The organism is Saccharibacillus sacchari, assembly GCF_037722395.1.
Taxonomy (GTDB): domain Bacteria; phylum Bacillota; class Bacilli; order Paenibacillales; family Paenibacillaceae; genus Saccharibacillus; species Saccharibacillus sacchari_A.
Genome location: NZ_JBBKAR010000046.1, coordinates 48,724 through 65,368, shown reverse-complemented (window position 1 = coordinate 65,368; position 16,645 = coordinate 48,724). Strand labels below are relative to the sequence as shown.

The following is a 16,645-nucleotide window of genomic DNA, read 5'->3' as shown; positions in this document are numbered from 1 at the left end:
TGACGCACATGACGAACGAAACGGCGGCAGGAGCGCGGATCTTGGTCGTGGATGATGAACCGCAGATTCGGAAGCTGTTAAAAGTCACGCTTGCCGCGCACGGTTACGCCGTACATGAAGCGGAGACCGGGCAAGAAGGCGTGTTGCAGGCTTCGATGGTCCATCCCGATCTGATTGTGCTGGACCTGGGTCTGCCGGATCTGACCGGAATGGAAGTATTGGAGCGTATCCGGGACTGGTCGGGCATCCCTGTCATTGTGCTCACGGCGAAAGACCGGGAAGAGGACAAGATTGCCGCTCTGGACGCAGGAGCCGATGATTATGTGACCAAGCCGTTTGGCATGGGTGAGTTGGTGGCGCGCATTCGCGTGGCTTTGCGTCACACGGCCAAATCGGCAGAAGAACCAGTGATTCGCAGCGGAACGCTGACGATCGATCTGGCCCAGCGCATCGTCGAATCAGGCGGGGAGCGGATCAAGCTGACGCCGACGGAATACGATCTGCTCAAGGCTTTGGCGTCCAACGCGGGCAAGGTCGTGACGCAGCGCCAGCTTCTCCAGCAAGTGTGGGGAAACCAGCATGACGAGGGAGATAGCCATTATCTGCGGATCTACATCGGGCATCTGCGTAAAAAGTTGGAGGAAGATCCTTCCCAGCCGCGCCTGATCGTAACCGAACCTGGAGTTGGATACCGTTTCCTTGCTCAGGAATGATATAATAAGAAACGTTTCAACGTTTAATACTGCAAAGCGGAATAGGGTGATGGGGATTTGGACGCTTTGGATGTAAAGATTCTTAGTTTGTTGCAGCAAAACGCAAGGATGAACGTCACTTCGTTGTCGCAGGAACTGGCGCTTAGCCGTCCCAGCGTAGCGGAACGTCTTCATCGGCTCGAAGAGCGGGGAGTGATCGAGGGCTATACGGCTCGCGTCTCTCCGCAGGCGGTCGGGCGGGATACCCGGCTCGTCATCCAGATTTCGGACCTTCGGGTCACGCCGAAGCAGTTCGAAGAATGGGCACAGGGGGAATCGGATATCGTCGAATGTCATCGCGTGACGGGAACTGCAAGTCATTTTCTTCAGGCCACCGTTGCGGGAACGCAGGGATTGCGCGAGTTGGTCGACCGGCTGATGGATTTCGGCAATGTGCAAACATCTGTCGTGCTGTCTTCGCCCGTGGCGAACCGGCCGATTTTGCCGCCGGAAGAATCGATGAATTGAACGGTCATCCGGATCTACGGAGAACAGTCGAAATCGGCCGACAAAAAGAATTTGCTATTGTGATTGTTGTGTCGCTTGGCTGTTTGAGACGGAACGGATGAAAAGGAAAGTCGAAGTTTGGCTCGAAAGAGTCGGCTTCGGCTTTTCTTTTGCCTGCTTTCAAATGTCTTCTTTTCGGGGTATGGTACACTGAAGTCATAGATTCGCTGGTACCTTGTCAAGGCTGGCGGAAATTCAAGGATACGGGTGATCATCATGAAGTTGCTAACGCTGAATACCCATGCCTGGCATGAGGACGAGCAGGAGAAGAAGATTTCGCAATTGGCGGACTTCATTAATGAACGGGGCTTTGACGCGATTGCGTTGCAAGAGGTCAATCAGTTGGCGACAGCCGAACAAGCAGGAGCAGAACGCTTGACCCAATACGCGGAGGCAGAGCCCGGTGTCATCGTTCGAGCGGATAATTATGCCCTGCTGCTACTGGAACAGTTGGATACGCCTTATTATTGGACCTGGCTGCCGACGCACGGCGCTTACCACGGCCGTTATGACGAGGGGGTAGCCGTGCTGACACGCGAGCCGATTACGGATACGGTATATGGTTATGTCTCGGGTCTTCGCGATTATTTGAATTACAAGACTCGCCGGTTGCTTGGAGTAAAGACGACTGTTGGCGGACCGGATTCGGAGCCGATCTGGCTGTGCAGCGCCCATTGCGGCTGGTGGCACGACGAGGAAGAACCGTTCCGTCCGCAGTGGGATCGGGCGGAAGCCCTGCTTAAGCCTCTGCGCGATGCCGGAGAGAAGGTTTTCCTGCTGGGTGACCTGAACAACGTGGCGCAGATTCGCGGCGAAGGCTACGATTATGTGATGCGGCACGGTTGGTGCGATCTGTACACGTCCGCGTTGGAAAAAGACGAAGGCTCGACGGTACTCAAAGCAATCGGCGGCTGGGAAAATAATAAGCAGCCGCTGCGAATCGACTACATTCTGTCCAGCAGCCACATTACGGCGAAGAAGTCCGAGGTTGTTTTGGATGGTAAAAACGGCCCGGTTGTATCCGATCATTTTGGGGTTGCGGCGGAAGTGTGAGCATGGACGTACGAATTGGAACGTGATAAACAAACTCCTACAAATAATCACGTATATCCAGTTATTGTTTTCGGATTTTATTTTCAGTGCAAATAAAAAAAATTATAGCCGATTCTTTTTCTAATAGCTCTGCAATTGAGAATAAGAGGATGTCTGGCGTGCAATTTGCCAGGTATTTTTAATTCAAATCGGTTCTCAAAAATCATCAAGCTATCCTTCTATTGCTAAGCCATTGTTAATTTTAAGAGCTATGATACGATAAAAGCGAGCTAGTTAGATAAAATGCTATCTTTTCATATAGCGCTAATTGATTAGAGATTAGAATCTGTCTGTTAACTCTAGGCGGAATAATGCATCTCCAATGGCTCAAAATAAATGCGGAAAGGTGAAATCACTTTGTTTCCAATTAACGAACCCAATTTAGATAGAATTGTACGACCTCTAAACATGAAGCAGATCGATGGGTATTCAATACCAGATGTGTTTGATGCATACAAAATGATGTTTTGGAATCTTCATGACGTAACTTCTATTTTGAAAGCCTATAATATGGTGCAATGGAGCAAGTACATTGATCATTGGTCACGCACGCATGGTCAAAGATTTACTACGCCTTATCAACGCGGAGAAATTCTGATGGTGGATCTTGGTGCCATGAATTACGGCTTTGAGCTCGCCTATTCACATCCAGTGGTAGTGTTATATTCAACACTAGATATGCTGTTTGTTATACCGGGTAGTTCCAAGAGATTTGGATGTGGGAAAAAAGATACCATTGATGCTACTAGTGCTAATGATGGATTCAATAAAAATACGGGACTTTTATTGAATCATATGCGATGGATTCATAAGAATAGAGTAAAACAAACAACTGGAACACTGACTAGTTCACGAATACTTGAAAAAATCGAAAAATATAACCTAACATTGAATGAAGAATACCACAAAGAAGTTGCAGATCGAGCTCGGGTGACTAGACAATTAAGAGCAGATAAGTTTAATCTTGCTCAGCAAGTCGAGCAACAAAAGCAAGAAATTCTAAACAAACAATCTGAAATTAGTGAGAGTCAATTAGAGCTTGAAAATTATAAAAAAGGTATGGTAGAGGGTCTTGAAAAATTAAAAGAGCAGACATCAGATGAAACTGCCTTAGAGTTGATCAACTTGCTATTGTTGCAAAAGAATTGAATGCCTTTGTATTTTTTTTGACAAAATTAATTTAAAGTGATATAGTAAAACTAAGCAGATGAGGCTGCAAAACAGCTAAACATCGAAATGGCCCGAAGAGGGTAACCAAGAACAAAGAGAATCCGCTCAAAAAAGCGGGTTCTTTTTTTATTAATTTTAGCATTTCAAAATATATCTTCTGTGCCAAGAAGATTAAATTAAATAATTTGCGACATTGTGATTCTGAAGAAGGATTCAGATTTATTTATAGTCTTAAAAAGACGACTCAGCAGATCAAGTATTTCTGCTGAGTCGTCTTTTTTTACTTTGAGTCTCAGTGCCTGATCTTCATTTGCTTTTCGCCAACAAATACAGGAAATACGGCGTGACCGCGATCGTAATCACCACGCCTGTCGGAATATCCGCGCCCAGACTGACCGTTCGGGTAAACGTATCGGCAGCCAAAATGATCAGTGCGCCGACAAGGCCCGATACGGGCAGCAGTACCTTATGATTGGGACCGACCAGGCGCTTGGCGATATGCGGAGCAATCATTCCGACGAAGAAAAAATTGCCGCCGAGCGCTACGCTGCCCGCCGACAAGGCTACGGCTGCGAGTGCAAGCCCGATGAATTCCCGTCTGTAAGGCAATCCCAAACCATGCGCGGTCTGGGTGTTCAGGTTCAGTACGTTTAACGTCCGAGCCTTATACAGCACATAAAGCCCAATCAGCAGCGTCCAGGGCAGCAGGATCGCGAGATATTTCCAATCCGCTCCCCATAGACTGCCCGCCTGCCAACGCAGCGCAAAATCATACTGCTTCGAATCGAGCCGCAGCGTCATCAGCAGCGACAGCGCGCCGTATCCGCTGCCGACCGCGACGCCCGTCAAAATCAGAGCGGTCGGCGAGATTTCCCGGCCTTTGCGATAAGCGAGCAAGAAGATGATCCCTGCCGCCGTCAGCCCGCCTACGAATGCCAGCGCCGGAAGCAGCAAAGGGAGCGACGACATCGGAACAAGTCCCTGCGCGGCAAAGATCGAAATATAAGCAAGCACGAACAGACCGGAGCCGGAGCTGATTCCGAGCGTGCCCGGACTTGCCAGGTCGTTTCGAAGCAAGCTCTGCATAATGCAGCCCGACAGTGCCATGCCGAAACCGACCAGAATCGCCAGCACGATCCGCGGCAGCCGGAAGTCGAACACGACGAGCTTTTGCTTATCCGTGCCCTGGCCTGCAAGAACTTGAAGCACTTCGATAGGCGAGACGTTCATTTTGCCGACATTCATGCTGAGCAGTGCAATCAAGATCACGAGCATGGACAAAATACCGGCCATAATCACACCGGACGACACTTTGGCTCCGGCAAAAGGATGCTTGCGAAGGATTCGGATCATGCGAACTCCCTCCTCTGCTTGCGTACGAGATAGAGAAAATACGGCACGCCGACCAAGGCGAAAATAATGCCAAGCGGCGTCTCGTAGGGCCGATTGATCATACGTCCGAGCAGATCGGCCGCGACCAGGAAGATGCCTCCGTACATCATTGATGCCGGAATGATAAACCGATAATCGACCCCGACCAGATAACGAACGATATGCGGCACGACAAGCCCGACGAAGCTGATCGGTCCGACAATGACGGTAGCCAGCCCGGTCAACACCAGCACGACGACCGTAGCCGAGCCTATGACACGTCCCGCATTCAGACCAAGTCCGCCCGCCAACTCTTCGCCAAAGCTAAGGATGGTGATTGACGGTGAGATGGCGATCGACCAGAGCAGTCCGACCAGAAACAGCGGCGCCGTATAGGCGAGCTGTTGCCAGGTGACGGTAGCGGTGCCTCCGGCGGTCCAAAAGTCCAGACTTTGACCAATATTGAAGCGAATCGCCAGATAGGTGCTGAATGAACTGAACAGCATCGAGATCGAGATTCCCGCCAAGACCAGCTTTTGCGGAGTCATGCCCCTTTTACCGATCGCAGCCAGATAATACGTCAATCCGGTTGCGAGCGCGGCGCCCAGGCAAGAGTACAGAATCGTCTCCGTATAGGTACGCTGCGGCAAAAAAGACATGCAAAGAGCAATCGCGAACGTTGATCCGGCGCTGATGCCGAGCAGTCCCGAATCGGCCAACGGATTTCGCGTCGTGCCTTGCATAACGGCCCCGCAAACAGCCAAACCGCAGCCGACCATAAGGTCAGCTACGGTCCGGGGCAGCCGGAAGGTGCGGATAATCTGATGTTCTTCGAGCGCAGGGTTAAAATGAAAGATCGAGCCCCATGCCAGGCTTAGGCTCATATCCGCGGCTCCGAACGAGATCGAAGCCGCAAAAGCGAGTAGCAGCAGCGCAAGACCGACGGTCATCACAATCGTAAAACGAACGGCGCTTCCGCGTTCATTCGAGGTCGGAGCGTTATCCGAGAATACCGCCGAATGGCTTTTTTCCATATCGCAACGTCCGTTATTCGACTTCCAGCAAGCGGCCGACGATGTAATCGAGTTGGCCCGTCATGCTGGCTACGTCGTCATAGTAGAACAAGCCGAGGTAGTTCGCCGGAATTTCGATAACGTGACCGTTTTGCACGGCCGGAATGCTTTTCCAGATATCGGATTTGGCATATTCGGAATCATAGTCTTCCTGAAGGAACCACAGCACGTAATCGCCGAAGTATTGCGAAGCGACTTCATACGACAGGGAGCCGCGGCCTTCGCCGGATTCCTCGATCAGTTTCTCCAGCTTCTCCGGTTTGCTCAGGCCGAGATAGTCATACAGCAGCGTGCCGCCGCGCGACCCGCTTTCGTAATAAATGCCGTACGATTCGCGTCCCCAGTCTTCCAGGATGCTGAACGTTTTGCCTTCAAAAGCACCCGATCCCAGCTTTTCTTTGGCATCGGCCAGCTTGTCGTTGAACGTGTCGATCGCCGTTTGGGCTTCGGTTTCGCGGCCGAGTGCTTCGCCGAAGAATTCGAGCCGGTCGAGAGCGGTTTTCCCGTCTGCACTGCCTTCGCCATACACGAGAACCGGTGCGATTTTGGAGAATTTCTCGTAATCCTGCGGGTCGTATGTAATGATCAGGTCGGGATCGTAAGCGAGCAGGTCTTCCTGTTCCCATTTATCAATAACCGGAATCTTCGAGAGCTGGTCATAATAAGGCATCGTTTCCTGCGCCCAGCCGCTGATCGCGACCGGCTCGACGCCGAGCATCAACGGTTCGATCACGTACCAGTTGACGATGACGCGCTGCGGGTTGGCGGGAATTTCCACATCGCCCATCTCTGTTTTGACGATGCGGGTTCCGGATTGTTCGGCTGCTGTCGTATCGGTTGCTGCTTCGTCTGTTTGGGCTGCCGGTTCGGTCGAGCCTGCCGCCGCAGCGGTTTCCTGGGTTGTTTCTTGAGTTTGCGAAGCCGTCGAGCTGCCGTTGCCGCAGCCTGCGAGCAGCAACAACACCATAACCAGCGCCAACATAGGCAGAGCGCGGCCCAAAAGTTTATTTCTGTTCAATTCCTTTTCCCCCTCGGTATGTATAAGTCCGGTCGCGGGAAGCGTACCGGCTTGTCGTAAAAGATAATGATAATCATTATCATAAAAAGGATTTTAGAATTCCATCCGGAATTTGTCAACCGCTCCGGTCACATTTTCGGAATAACGGGACTTTGGGCGGAAGCGGAAAATCACTCATTGAAGCGGCATAGGGCGTGCGGGATTTTGAAGCGGATATTCAGGGAGGAAAAGGACGTTTGTCGCGGAAACCCATACAAAAATCCCGCTCTCGAAAGTCTCGAAAGCGGGAGCGGGACGACCGTTTGCGCAAAAAGGCTAGGACTCGCGCGGAAGGCTCGGGCGGTACATGCCGATCGAAGCCGGAGCCGTGTCGACAAAGCCGAAGTGTCGATACAGCGCGTCCGCAGGCGTGTCGGCGATCAGGCTGACGAATGAGCGAGGAGGGACGTTGGCGTCCAGGTATTTTTCGATCTCGGCCATGATTTGTTTGCCGAGACCGCGCCGCTGCATGGAAGGATGCACAACGATATCGGAGATGAGGTAGGCGCATCCGCCGTCGCCGAGCACGCGTCCCATGCCGACGAGCTTGCCTTCTTCGCGTAAGGTTACGGAGAACAGCGAGTTTGGCAGACCCGTGCGTGCGGCTTCGAGCGTGCGGGGACTCATGCCTGCCACGACGCGGAGTTCGATATACTCCTCCGGCTGCGGGATTTCGTGGGCAAGAGTCAGTTTGGAGCGTTGTTCGTGATCGTTCATGTAGGTCTCCTTCGCGGGCGTACTGATTTTAGGGTGAACAGCGTAGCAGAACGGAGCGTACGCTCTTGTGATCGTGTGCCTTCTGCGGAAACGGATGTGCGGAAAGCTATCGGTGTACGATGCGCATTCCGGGTATGATGTGTTGGGCTTTTATTTTTATTTGCCGCAAGCAACAGCGAGTACGGATGCGCAAGTCTCCATAATTAAGGGGTCCAGCCGATTTGGCTCACGTCGCAGGGAATGTTGACGATATGCGCAGATTTTAACATGATTTTTGCCGATTTTGAAAAAATGCTGACTAAATGTGCATATTTTTGAGTGAAATCGGTTGTTTAGGCGGATTGAGAGCGAAAATGTTGACGTGATGCACACATTTTACTCGAAACGATCTTTTTATTGCAAAAATGTGTTCGAAACGTCAACATTTGCGGACAGCGACGACAGCGACGACAGCGACGACAGCGACGACAGCGACGACAGCGACGACAGCGACGACAGCGACGGAGAAAAGGGCGGCGCGGCTGGCGCGTCCGATAAAGAAACGTGCCCGCCGCGTCCGTTCGGCCTGATCAGCCTTGTCTCAGCGTAAACAGGTCGCGCAGCGCGGTATCCGACAGCTCGGTGATCCAGCCTTCCGAGCCGGCGATCACGCTGTCGCTGAGCTGCTGTTTGCTTTCCAGCATATCGTCGATCCGCTCTTCCAGCGTGCCGATCGAAATGAATTTGTGCACCTGGACGTCTTTGGTCTGGCCCATCCGGTACGCCCGGTCGGTCGCCTGGTTCTCGACGGCCGGGTTCCACCAGCGGTCCACGTGGAAAACATGGTTGGCCGCCGTCAGGTTAAGGCCGACGCCGCCCGCTTTGAGCGACAGGATGAACACAGCGGTCGTCTCGCCCGCAGGCTGTTCTTTCGCCTGGAACTGCTCGATCATGCGCTCGCGCACAGTGCGCGGCGTGCTGCCGTTGAGGTACAGCACGTTCTCGCCGAGTTCTTCGCCCAGCACGCGCTGCATCATTTCGCCCATGCCGATGTACTGGGTGAAGATCAGGCAGCGCTCGCCTTCGGCGCGCAGCTCTTTGACCATCGCGACGAGCCGCGACAGCTTGGCCGACTGCTCGATCAGCGTATCGAGATCCGGCGTATCGTCCGGATCGGCCGCGCCGTCGGCTCCGGCGGTCAGCGCCGGATGGTCGCACAGGCGCTTGAGCTGCGTGAGCGCCGACAGGATCGCGCCTTTGCGCTTCATGCCTTCAAGCTGCGGCATTTCTTTGAGCAATTGCTTGACGACCTGCTCGTAGAGCACGCTTTGTTCCGGCGTGAGGTGGATATACGTTTTCATCTCGTTTTTTTCCGGCAGGTCGAGCTGGATATTCGGGTCTTTCTTTTTGCGGCGCAGCATGAACGGCTTGACCAGTTTTTGCAGCTCGACGATTTTGTCTTCGCTTTGTTCTTTTTCGATCGGGTTCGCGAAGCGTTCCTGGAACGATTTCGGTCCGCCGAGATAGCCGGGGACCATAAAGTCGTAGATCGACCATAGCTCGGCCAAGCGGTTCTCGATCGGCGTGCCGGTCAGCGCGATCTTGTGCAGCGCGCGGAAGCTGCGGATCGCGGTGGACTGTTTGGTCTGCGCGTTCTTGATCGTTTGGGCTTCGTCGAGGCAGATGGTCAGCCAGTCGAAGCCGCGCAGCAGGTCTTGGTCGAGCGCCGACGTGGCGTAGGACGTCAGTACGACGTCGGCGTCCGAGGCCGCGGCGGCGAACGCTTCGCCGGTTCGCCGGTTGCCGCCGTAGTGCAGCATGACGCGCAGGTCGGGCGCGAAGCGCGCGATTTCCTTCTGCCAGTTGCCGAGCAACGAAGTCGGGCAGATGATCAAGGAAGCTTCCAGCGGATAGGAACCAAGGCGGATGATGCCGTCGTCCTTGGGCAGCCATGCGGGAGCGGCGGATGGGCCGCCCGGCGCGGCAGCATTCGCCGCGGCGCTAGCGCTGGCGCCGCGAGCGCCGCCGGAAGCATAGCGGCCGGGATCGCCGCCGCGCAGCGGCTGCCCGGCCGCGAAAGCTTCGGCGCGGCTTTCTTTGACGTGCAGCAGATACGAGATGAGCTGCACGGTTTTGCCGAGGCCCATATCGTCGGCCAGGCAGGCGCCCAGCCCCAGGCGGCGCAGGAACGCCAGCCAGCCGAAGCCTTCGCGCTGGTAATTGCGCAGCTCGGCGCGCAGGCCGCGCGGGATCTCGACTTCCGGCCAGGCTTCTTTTTGGCCGAGCTGGTCGATCAGTGCGGAGAGATGGCCGCTGAGCTGGACTTCGATCTCCAGCCGGGCCTGAAGTTCCGCTTTGGCATGATCTTCGTCTTCGCCTTCCTGTTCTTCTTTTTTCAGCAATTGAAGCTGAATGATATCCTGGAACGACAAGCCGCTGCGCTTGTCCAATCCGTTCATCGCCCGGCTGATCTGCGTCAGCAGCGCCGGATCGAGCGCGACCCATTCGCCGCGGAACTGCACCAGCCGCTCGTTGCGTGCGGCAAGCTCCATATATTCTTCCTCGCTGAACTCGGCGTCGCCGATCGCGATCCGCCAATCGAAGTTGAGCACGGAATCGAGGCCAAAAACGGATTTGCCGCCTTTTTTGCCGTCGCCTTCTTCTTCGTTGACCCGCGCTTTGAGCTTGGGTTTCTTTTTGCTGGCGGCCTGCCACCAGGCCGGAAGCAGTACCCGCCAGCCGTTATCCAGCAGCCTCGGGCTGTCTTTCGTCAGGAACTGCCAAGCGGCAGGTCCGCTCATGCCGCGTCCCAGGATGTCCGTGCCCGGCTCCACGCGGGAAGTCGGCAGCCCGGTCCGCAGGCTTTTGAGCCATTCCGCGCTGCGTTCGCGCACATGCTTGTCCCAGGCGTCCGGCCATTTGCCGGCCGCGATTCCCGTGTCCGAGAGCGTGATCGGCGACAGCGACGTCTCGTCTTTTTTATCTTGCAAAGCCAGTTCCAACCGCCAATCGGCGCTGTCTTCGTCCGGCTCCAGAAAGCGGACGACCGGACGGAAAGGCATGGAGTCCTCCCTCCAGCCGACCGCGACCAGCCAGGCGTCTTCGTCCAGTCCGGCCGCGGACGCGCCGCGGTCGAACAATCGCGGATGTTCGCGCCGCAGGTCCAGTGCCGCATGTTCCGTGCCGTAGCGGCGCTGGAATACGGCTGCCGAATACGCGGCGCGCAGCCCGGCGAGGAACGTTTCTTCGGCCGTAACCTCGTCTTCATCCCGCCCGCCGAACATCGCTTCCTCGTACGCTTCTTCGTTGCTTTGCTTTTTCCGCGCATCCTGCGCTTCGGCTTCCGCGTTCGCCGCCTGAAGCTTTCCCCGGTCCAGCGCCGCCAGCACCGAAGCATATTGCCGTTCTTTCAGCGCATGCCGGTCCCATTTCCATTGCAGCTTGCCCGAGCGGTAAGCGCCGAAATCCGGTTTGAACGCGCGCTTGGCGATGCTTGCCGCGAGTGCCGGGGCATGGCGCGCCAGCAGCTCCGCGTCTCCGTCGAAGCTCCAGTCGATCGATTTTAACAACGGTCGGTCCGCGAAAAACGACAGCACCATTTCCGCAGGCAGCAGCACAAGTTCCATATCGCCGCTGTTTTGAATCTCCAAGTCTGTCCCATAAAACGACTCTGCGTGCCGCGCGAACAACAATTGCTTGAAATACAACCCCGGTACCGCTCCGTACGTCGGCTTGGTTCCATAGATCAGGGCATCGCCGTACTCGCTAAGCACGGCATGCACCGTAACCGTCTCCATCACTGCGTTCATAGCATCAGCTTTCCTTTCTTCAGTTCTTCCTGAAGCGCGCGAAGCCGTCCGTAACGGGCGTTAAAAGAAGCCATAAAAACGTCCCACCGCTCTTCGCGCTTCAGTTTTTTATACAATTTCTCCAATCGCTTGAGCAGCTTTGCCGCCCGTTTGTAGCCGTCGCGGTTGCGCTGCTCCACGAACCGTTCGACCGCCTGGTGGTAAAAAGGCAGCAATTGCTCGGGCGCGTTTTTTTCGATCGGGGCGAGGTCCGTCACTTTGAAGTTGGCAGGCTCGGCGCCCGTCGACAGTTGGACATCCATCCAATCGTCCCAGCGTTCGTGCTCCAATAACTTGGCTTCGTAAAAGTCCGACGCATACGGGAGCATTCCGCCAAGCGTTTTCCACATGATCGCTTCGGCCTCCGGCCGCTGTATCAGCATCTTATCCCATAGCCGGCCGTAATCGGCCAGACCGGCACGCGCGCGCTCCAACAGGGGACCGAAAGTTTCCAACCAGCCGATCAACCGATCCCATTCTTGGCTTTCTTCGAGCGGAACAAGGAAGTCGGGCAGCTTTTTGAGAGAAAAATAGGGCTTGTCCGCGGCTTCGTTCAGCAGGATCTTGGCTTTGTCGTCCTGTTTCAAGCAGAACCGGCTCCAGGCGTTGGCTCCGAGCCAGGCTTGCCGATTCAAAGAACGTCCGAGTTCGCGCTCTTCGTCCATCAGATATTGAAGCTCGGACTCGTAGACATCGTCGCGTTCGGCCGGGCTTGTGGCTTGCAGGGGAGCGGCCCAAGCGCGAAGCAGCGAATAATAGGCTTGCGAAAAAGCGCTCTGCTCGCGGTCTTCGGTCAGCATCTGCCGCCGAGCCAGCCGGATCGTCTCGTTCAAACGTTCATTCACCTGGGCATCTTCGCGATCAGCCAGCGGCGCAGCCAGACAGGCTTGCATCGCGGCGGACGTGTCGGATACGGCCAGATGCGCATAATATCCGGTCGAAGAAGACATCATCGTTTTCAAAACGAACAGATGCGCGTTCAAGCGATACAACTGCTCGATGCCCGGTCTGAAAGGAGGCATATGCTCGAAAATCCCGGCCAACGTCAGCTCGGCGAACTTGGGATTGCGGGTTCGTCCAGCCAAAGCGGCAGCGGCTTGTTCGAAGCGACGGTGCCAAGCCGAGATGCCGGAAGAAGCGAGCAGGGAAGCTTGTTCGATGCTGGCTTCCCGGGCTTGTTCTTCCTCGGTGACGTCTGACGCGCTTGTCATCCGGTCGTTCCGATCTTCCGCATGGGCGGTCCGGCCGTTCGCAGCACCCATAGCCCGACTCGGCTGCTTTCCCGTATCCGTCTGTTCGCGGTTTCCTTTGCCCGTCCCCGAAGATCCGTCTTCCGGGACTTGAGCCGCTTTTGCGGAAGAGGCGGCCGCAGCGTTTGCCAGCGCCGAGACCGGACGCCCGTGCAGCCTGGCCAGTTTCATGAGAGCGGCGGCTTGGTGGCGGCAAGGCTTCCGGTCCGTGCAGTCGCAGCTTCCTCCGGCGGGAAAATCCAAAGCAAGCTCGACCCGGCGAATCCCGTCGCTTTCTTTGATTTCGGCTTCGAGACGTCGCTCTTCGGATAAGGCCAACTGCTGAACGCCGCCGATCCGCTCCAGCATAAAGCCTCTTTTTAACGTCAGGTCGTCATAAGCTTCCGCGACTCCCTGCACGAGTGTATTCCATTGTTCGTCGGTGAATGCTATATTTCCGTCCATGCCGTTATCGTCTCCCGTTCCTCTCCCGTAAGGGCAGTGATTGCAATGTCCGCCTATTATAACACGGGTAAGCGAACGTCTGTACCCGGTGTGTGCACGCGTTTCTTTGCAAGCAAAAAAGACTCTCCGGAAAATAAGCGCTGTACCGCGGACATTTCTTTATACGGAAGACGCAGCATCCAGGCTCCCGAAAACGATTCTAATCTTTGTGTACGCCCACGGTGGATAAAAAAATTCACAAAAAACGTATGCAATATATTGCATGAAGGTTTTTGAAGGTCTATAATGAACGAATCTTGTCATGACAATGTTAGCTATGAAGGAGGCCGTTATGCCGATTCCAGCAGGATTTTCTACACCCAACCGACTCTCGGCGAAACAGCGCGCCTTCCAGCAATTGCAGGAATGGATCATCGACGGAACGCTGAGGCCGGGCGAAAAATTGAACGACGCGGAGCTTGCGGGCGCGCTTGGAGTGAGTCGTACGCCTGTACGCGAAGCGCTTCAGCTTTTGAACGCAGAAGGCTTCGTCGAGATGAACCCGGGCGTATCCACGCAAGTGACCGAAGTGGATGGCGAGGATATCACGAAGATTTTGCCGCCGCTTGCCGCGCTGCAATCGTTGGCTTCCGAGCTTGTAGCCACGACGATTGCGCCCGAGCAGATCGAAGAGCTGCGCCGGCTCAATGCGGAGTTTGGCGAAGCGCTGGGCAAAGGCGATACCGCCTATGCGCTGAAGCTTGACGAAGAATTCCACGGGGCGATTGTCGAGCTGACGGAGAATTCGTACATTTCCAATACGATCTCCATGTTCCAGGCGCATGTCCGCCGTTTGTTTTTCCACAACTCGATCATTCTGACGCAGGATTCGATCGAGGATCACGAACTGCTGCTTCAGGCTTTTGAACGAGGCGATCGTGAGGAAGCCAGATTGATTTCCCGTCGAAATTGGCTGCGTGCGGTTGATATTTACCATGCCAAATCCATATCGAGACTTTAATAAATCATTTACCGTTTCACTGAGAGGTTGACCGCATGGGCACTTTGACTTTGACAAGGTACTCACTCGGCTTCGCATCAGGTGTTACAACTGGAGGATCTATCATTATGTCGAAAAAAGCGCCTTTGTCGTTTGTCATCATACTCGGGGCCATGTTGTTCGCTCTGTTTTTCGGAGCAGGCAATCTGATCTTCCCGCCGATGCTCGGCCAGATGGCCGGATCGAATGTTTGGTCCGCTAACGCGGGCTTCCTGGTAACGGGAGTCGGTCTGCCGTTGATCGCCGTCGCTTCGTTCGTGTTCTCGGGCGAGCGCGATCTACGGGGCATCTCCAATCGGGTAAACCCGACGTTCGGACTTATTTTCACCATCGTATTGTACTTGGCGATCGGTCCATTTTTCGCCATGCCGAGAACGGGCAGCGTCTCGTTCGAGATCGGCGTGAAGCCGCTGCTGCCCGCCGCCGACTCGCACCATCTGGCTTTGGCAATCTTCACGGTTATCTTTTTTGGCCTCGCGTGCCTGCTGTCGCTGAATCCGACGCGGATCATCGACGTCGTGGGCCGGGTGCTTACTCCGCTTAAGCTGACCTTTATCGGGGTGCTCGTGGCTGCCGCGCTGATCTACCCGATCGCCAAGTTCGAAGCCCCGGATGCGAGCTACGCGGCGAATGCCTTTTTCAAAGGTTTCCAGGAAGGGTATCTCACGCTGGACGCACTCGCTGCGGTCATTTTCGGGATCATCATCGTCGGCGCTTTGAAGGACCGCGGCGTAGAAGGACGCGGAGCGCTGATGAGCGCTTGCGCCAAAGCTATCCTGATCGCGGCCGTTCTGCTCGCCTTCATCTATACGTCGCTGGCCTACATGGGCGCGTCGAGCGTCGGCAAGCTGGGCGTGCTCGGCAACGGCGCCGACGTGCTGGCCGCGGTATCGTCGCATTACTTCGGCGCTTACGGCTCCGTTTTGCTCGGCCTGATGATCACGGTAGCCTGCATGACGACCTGCGTGGGCTTGATCACGTCCTGCTCGGCGTTTTTCCACGGACTTTTCCCCAAGCTGTCTTATAAAAAGATCGCGATCGCTTTGGCGGTCTTCAGCGCGCTCGTGGCGAATATCGGTCTGAACGGACTGATCAAAGTATCCGTGCCGGTGCTGATGATGCTGTATCCGCTGGTGATCGCGCTGGTGATTCTGACTTTCCTGCACCCGCTGTTCAAAGGCCGGAAAGAAGTGTATCAAGGCGTGATGCTGCTGACGTTCCTGGTCAGTTTGTTCGACGGGATCAAAGCGGCGGGCATTGAATTGACTTCGGTCGAGCGTCTGTTTGCCGAAATTTTGCCGCTGTACGGCGTAGGCCTGGGATGGCTGCTGCCCGCGATTGTCGGAGGCATCGGCGGATTGCTCGTCGCCAGATTTACCGGCAAGCCGGAAAGATTGACGGCGCGCGAAGGTTCATCGGAACAATCTTCGAAACCGGCGACGCGCGTCAACTCGGACAAAGGCACTTCCGCAGGAGATTGATCGGCATCCGTTGCGCGAATATCGGACAAAACTTTTCAAAACCGGAACCGGCTTTTGTCGGGCTTCCGGTTTTTTTTGTTGTGTTCGGCGATCGAAATTTCAAATTTGATCTATTCCCAATGGGAAACGTTGCACAATGGGCAATGAAATGATATAGTCATTTTCAGAAGTTCGAATCAAAGTTTCAGCAAAAGAATGAAAAACGTCAGCGGGGAAAGGAGCGGAGCATGAACAAACAAAGCTTGCGGGATATGAAAAAAGAAGAAACGTGGCATGTGCTCGCCCGCACGTCGTTCGAATTGGCTTTGGAAAAAGGGCTAGACGGCTTCACGATCGAGGATGTGGTGCAGCGCGCGCATTATTCGAGAAGAACGTTCGCCAACCATTTTTCCTGCAAAGAAGAAGCGGTGGCGATGGCGGTCGTTTCTTTGAGCAGCGTAAACGGAGAGGAGCAGCGCGAAAACGTGTTGAAAGAAGTCGATTCGATTCCGGAAAGCTCGCCGGTCGAAGCGCTTCAACATTGGCTGCGCATGAATTTCACGGCCAACCTGCTGCGCAAACTGCGCGAGCTGGTCACGTTGTCCAAGTCGTATCCGACGCTGGAGCCTTACGTGCTCAACGTGCTGCACCGTCTTCAGGACGCGGCCCATATCGAATTGAAACGGGTCTGCGGGGAGCGTTATCCGCAAGGGTATCCGCATCTGCTGGCCGGAGCGGTATTCGGCGCGGTGCTGTCGATCCTCGAAGGCGAGATCAAAGTGCGGCTGCCGGGCGAAGAATCGCGCGAAGAAGCCGACGCGATCACGTTCGACGCGTTTTTGGAAATGACGTTCGGCTATTTGAAAAACGGATTTTGAGGAGAGAA

At 54.9% G+C, this 16,645-nt stretch carries 14 protein-coding genes; 8 read left to right on the top strand and 6 right to left on the bottom strand.

All coding sequences use genetic code 11. The features are described 5' to 3' along the window. Window positions 1–8 precede the first annotated feature (8 nt). The 4 genes from WKI47_RS18285 to WKI47_RS18270 all read left to right on the top strand — a co-directional run bounded on the left by WKI47_RS18285 (window position 9) and on the right by WKI47_RS18270 (window position 3,500). Window positions 9–713, top strand: a complete 705-nt coding sequence (locus tag WKI47_RS18285; protein ID WP_340228613.1) for a response regulator — start codon at window positions 9–11, stop codon at window positions 711–713. A 57-nt stretch (window positions 714–770) separates the two neighbouring features. Continuing rightward, window positions 771–1,220, top strand: a complete 450-nt coding sequence (locus WKI47_RS18280) for an Lrp/AsnC family transcriptional regulator (protein WP_340228612.1) — start codon at window positions 771–773, stop codon at window positions 1,218–1,220. A gap of 255 nt (window positions 1,221–1,475) precedes the next feature. Next, window positions 1,476–2,312: an endonuclease/exonuclease/phosphatase family protein gene (locus WKI47_RS18275; RefSeq protein ID WP_340228611.1), complete on the top strand. Its 837-nt coding sequence runs from the start codon at window positions 1,476–1,478 to the stop codon at window positions 2,310–2,312. 447 nt (window positions 2,313–2,759) lie between these two features. Then, entirely contained in the window at window positions 2,760–3,500 is a 741-nt protein-coding gene (locus tag WKI47_RS18270) for a hypothetical protein (protein ID WP_340228610.1), read from the top strand. A 327-nt stretch (window positions 3,501–3,827) separates the two neighbouring features. On the opposite strand, the gene WKI47_RS18265 is transcribed toward WKI47_RS18270, so the two are convergent. The 4 genes from WKI47_RS18265 to WKI47_RS18250 form a co-directional block, all read right to left on the bottom strand. Then, window positions 3,828–4,814: a FecCD family ABC transporter permease gene (locus WKI47_RS18265; RefSeq protein WP_425355486.1), complete on the bottom strand. Its 987-nt coding sequence runs from the start codon at window positions 4,812–4,814 to the stop codon at window positions 3,828–3,830. A gap of 56 nt (window positions 4,815–4,870) precedes the next feature. Next, the gene (locus WKI47_RS18260; RefSeq protein ID WP_425355482.1) at window positions 4,871–5,926 is read right to left on the bottom strand and encodes a FecCD family ABC transporter permease; all 1,056 of its coding nucleotides are present in this window, start codon (window positions 5,924–5,926) and stop codon (window positions 4,871–4,873) included. A 13-nt stretch (window positions 5,927–5,939) separates the two neighbouring features. After that, complete coding sequence (locus WKI47_RS18255) at window positions 5,940–6,983, bottom strand: ABC transporter substrate-binding protein (RefSeq protein WP_340228608.1); 1,044 nt, start codon at window positions 6,981–6,983, stop codon at window positions 5,940–5,942. 315 nt (window positions 6,984–7,298) lie between these two features. Further along, a complete protein-coding gene (locus WKI47_RS18250) occupies window positions 7,299–7,739 on the bottom strand; it encodes a GNAT family N-acetyltransferase (protein WP_340228607.1) in 441 nt (146 codons plus the stop codon). Window positions 7,740–8,100: 361 nt separating this feature from the next. Between WKI47_RS18250 and WKI47_RS18245 the strand changes: the two genes are divergently transcribed. Further along, window positions 8,101–8,328: a hypothetical protein gene (locus WKI47_RS18245; protein ID WP_340228606.1), complete on the top strand. Its 228-nt coding sequence runs from the start codon at window positions 8,101–8,103 to the stop codon at window positions 8,326–8,328. On the opposite strand, the gene WKI47_RS18240 is transcribed toward WKI47_RS18245, so the two are convergent. Both WKI47_RS18240 and WKI47_RS18235 read right to left on the bottom strand, forming a co-directional pair. Further along, on the bottom strand, window positions 8,309–11,527 hold the full coding sequence (locus WKI47_RS18240) for a DEAD/DEAH box helicase (RefSeq protein ID WP_340228605.1): 3,219 nt from the start codon (window positions 11,525–11,527) through the stop codon (window positions 8,309–8,311). The two genes, WKI47_RS18245 and WKI47_RS18240, sit on opposite strands and share 20 nt — an antisense overlap. After that, window positions 11,524–13,260, bottom strand: a complete 1,737-nt coding sequence (locus tag WKI47_RS18235) for a hypothetical protein (RefSeq protein ID WP_340228604.1) — start codon at window positions 13,258–13,260, stop codon at window positions 11,524–11,526. Before WKI47_RS18235 ends, WKI47_RS18240 begins: the two co-directional genes overlap by 4 nt. Window positions 13,261–13,591: 331 nt before the next feature. Between WKI47_RS18235 and WKI47_RS18230 the strand changes: the two genes are divergently transcribed. From WKI47_RS18230 to WKI47_RS18220, 3 genes are all read left to right on the top strand, one after another. Continuing rightward, window positions 13,592–14,260, top strand: coding sequence for a GntR family transcriptional regulator (locus WKI47_RS18230; protein WP_340228603.1), 669 nt, complete (start codon window positions 13,592–13,594; stop codon window positions 14,258–14,260). 107 nt (window positions 14,261–14,367) lie between these two features. Beyond that, window positions 14,368–15,780: a branched-chain amino acid transport system II carrier protein gene (brnQ, locus tag WKI47_RS18225; protein WP_340228602.1), complete on the top strand. Its 1,413-nt coding sequence runs from the start codon at window positions 14,368–14,370 to the stop codon at window positions 15,778–15,780. A 227-nt stretch (window positions 15,781–16,007) separates the two neighbouring features. Beyond that, the gene (locus tag WKI47_RS18220; RefSeq protein WP_340228601.1) at window positions 16,008–16,637 is read left to right on the top strand and encodes a TetR/AcrR family transcriptional regulator; all 630 of its coding nucleotides are present in this window, start codon (window positions 16,008–16,010) and stop codon (window positions 16,635–16,637) included. Window positions 16,638–16,645 lie beyond the last annotated feature (8 nt).

Bases quoted from the DNA above. Each gene is read 5' to 3' on its own strand.
- WKI47_RS18285 (WP_340228613.1), top strand. From the start codon at position 9: ATGACGAACGAAACGGCGGCAGGAGCGCGGATCTTGGTCGTGGATGAT.
- WKI47_RS18275 (WP_340228611.1), top strand. From the start codon at position 1,476: ATGAAGTTGCTAACGCTGAATACCCATGCCTGGCATGAGGACGAGCAG.
- WKI47_RS18270 (WP_340228610.1), top strand. From the start codon at position 2,760: ATGAAGCAGATCGATGGGTATTCAATACCAGATGTGTTTGATGCATAC.
- WKI47_RS18265 (WP_425355486.1), bottom strand. From the start codon at position 4,814: ATGGCCGGTATTTTGTCCATGCTCGTGATCTTGATTGCACTGCTCAGC.
- WKI47_RS18260 (WP_425355482.1), bottom strand. From the start codon at position 5,926: ATGGAAAAAAGCCATTCGGCGGTATTCTCGGATAACGCTCCGACCTCG.
- WKI47_RS18250 (WP_340228607.1), bottom strand. From the start codon at position 7,739: ATGAACGATCACGAACAACGCTCCAAACTGACTCTTGCCCACGAAATC.
- WKI47_RS18240 (WP_340228605.1), bottom strand. From the start codon at position 11,527: ATGAACGCAGTGATGGAGACGGTTACGGTGCATGCCGTGCTTAGCGAG.
- WKI47_RS18235 (WP_340228604.1), bottom strand. From the start codon at position 13,260: ATGGACGGAAATATAGCATTCACCGACGAACAATGGAATACACTCGTG.
- WKI47_RS18230 (WP_340228603.1), top strand. From the start codon at position 13,592: ATGCCGATTCCAGCAGGATTTTCTACACCCAACCGACTCTCGGCGAAA.
- brnQ (WP_340228602.1), top strand. From the start codon at position 14,368: ATGTCGAAAAAAGCGCCTTTGTCGTTTGTCATCATACTCGGGGCCATG.
- WKI47_RS18220 (WP_340228601.1), top strand. From the start codon at position 16,008: ATGAACAAACAAAGCTTGCGGGATATGAAAAAAGAAGAAACGTGGCAT.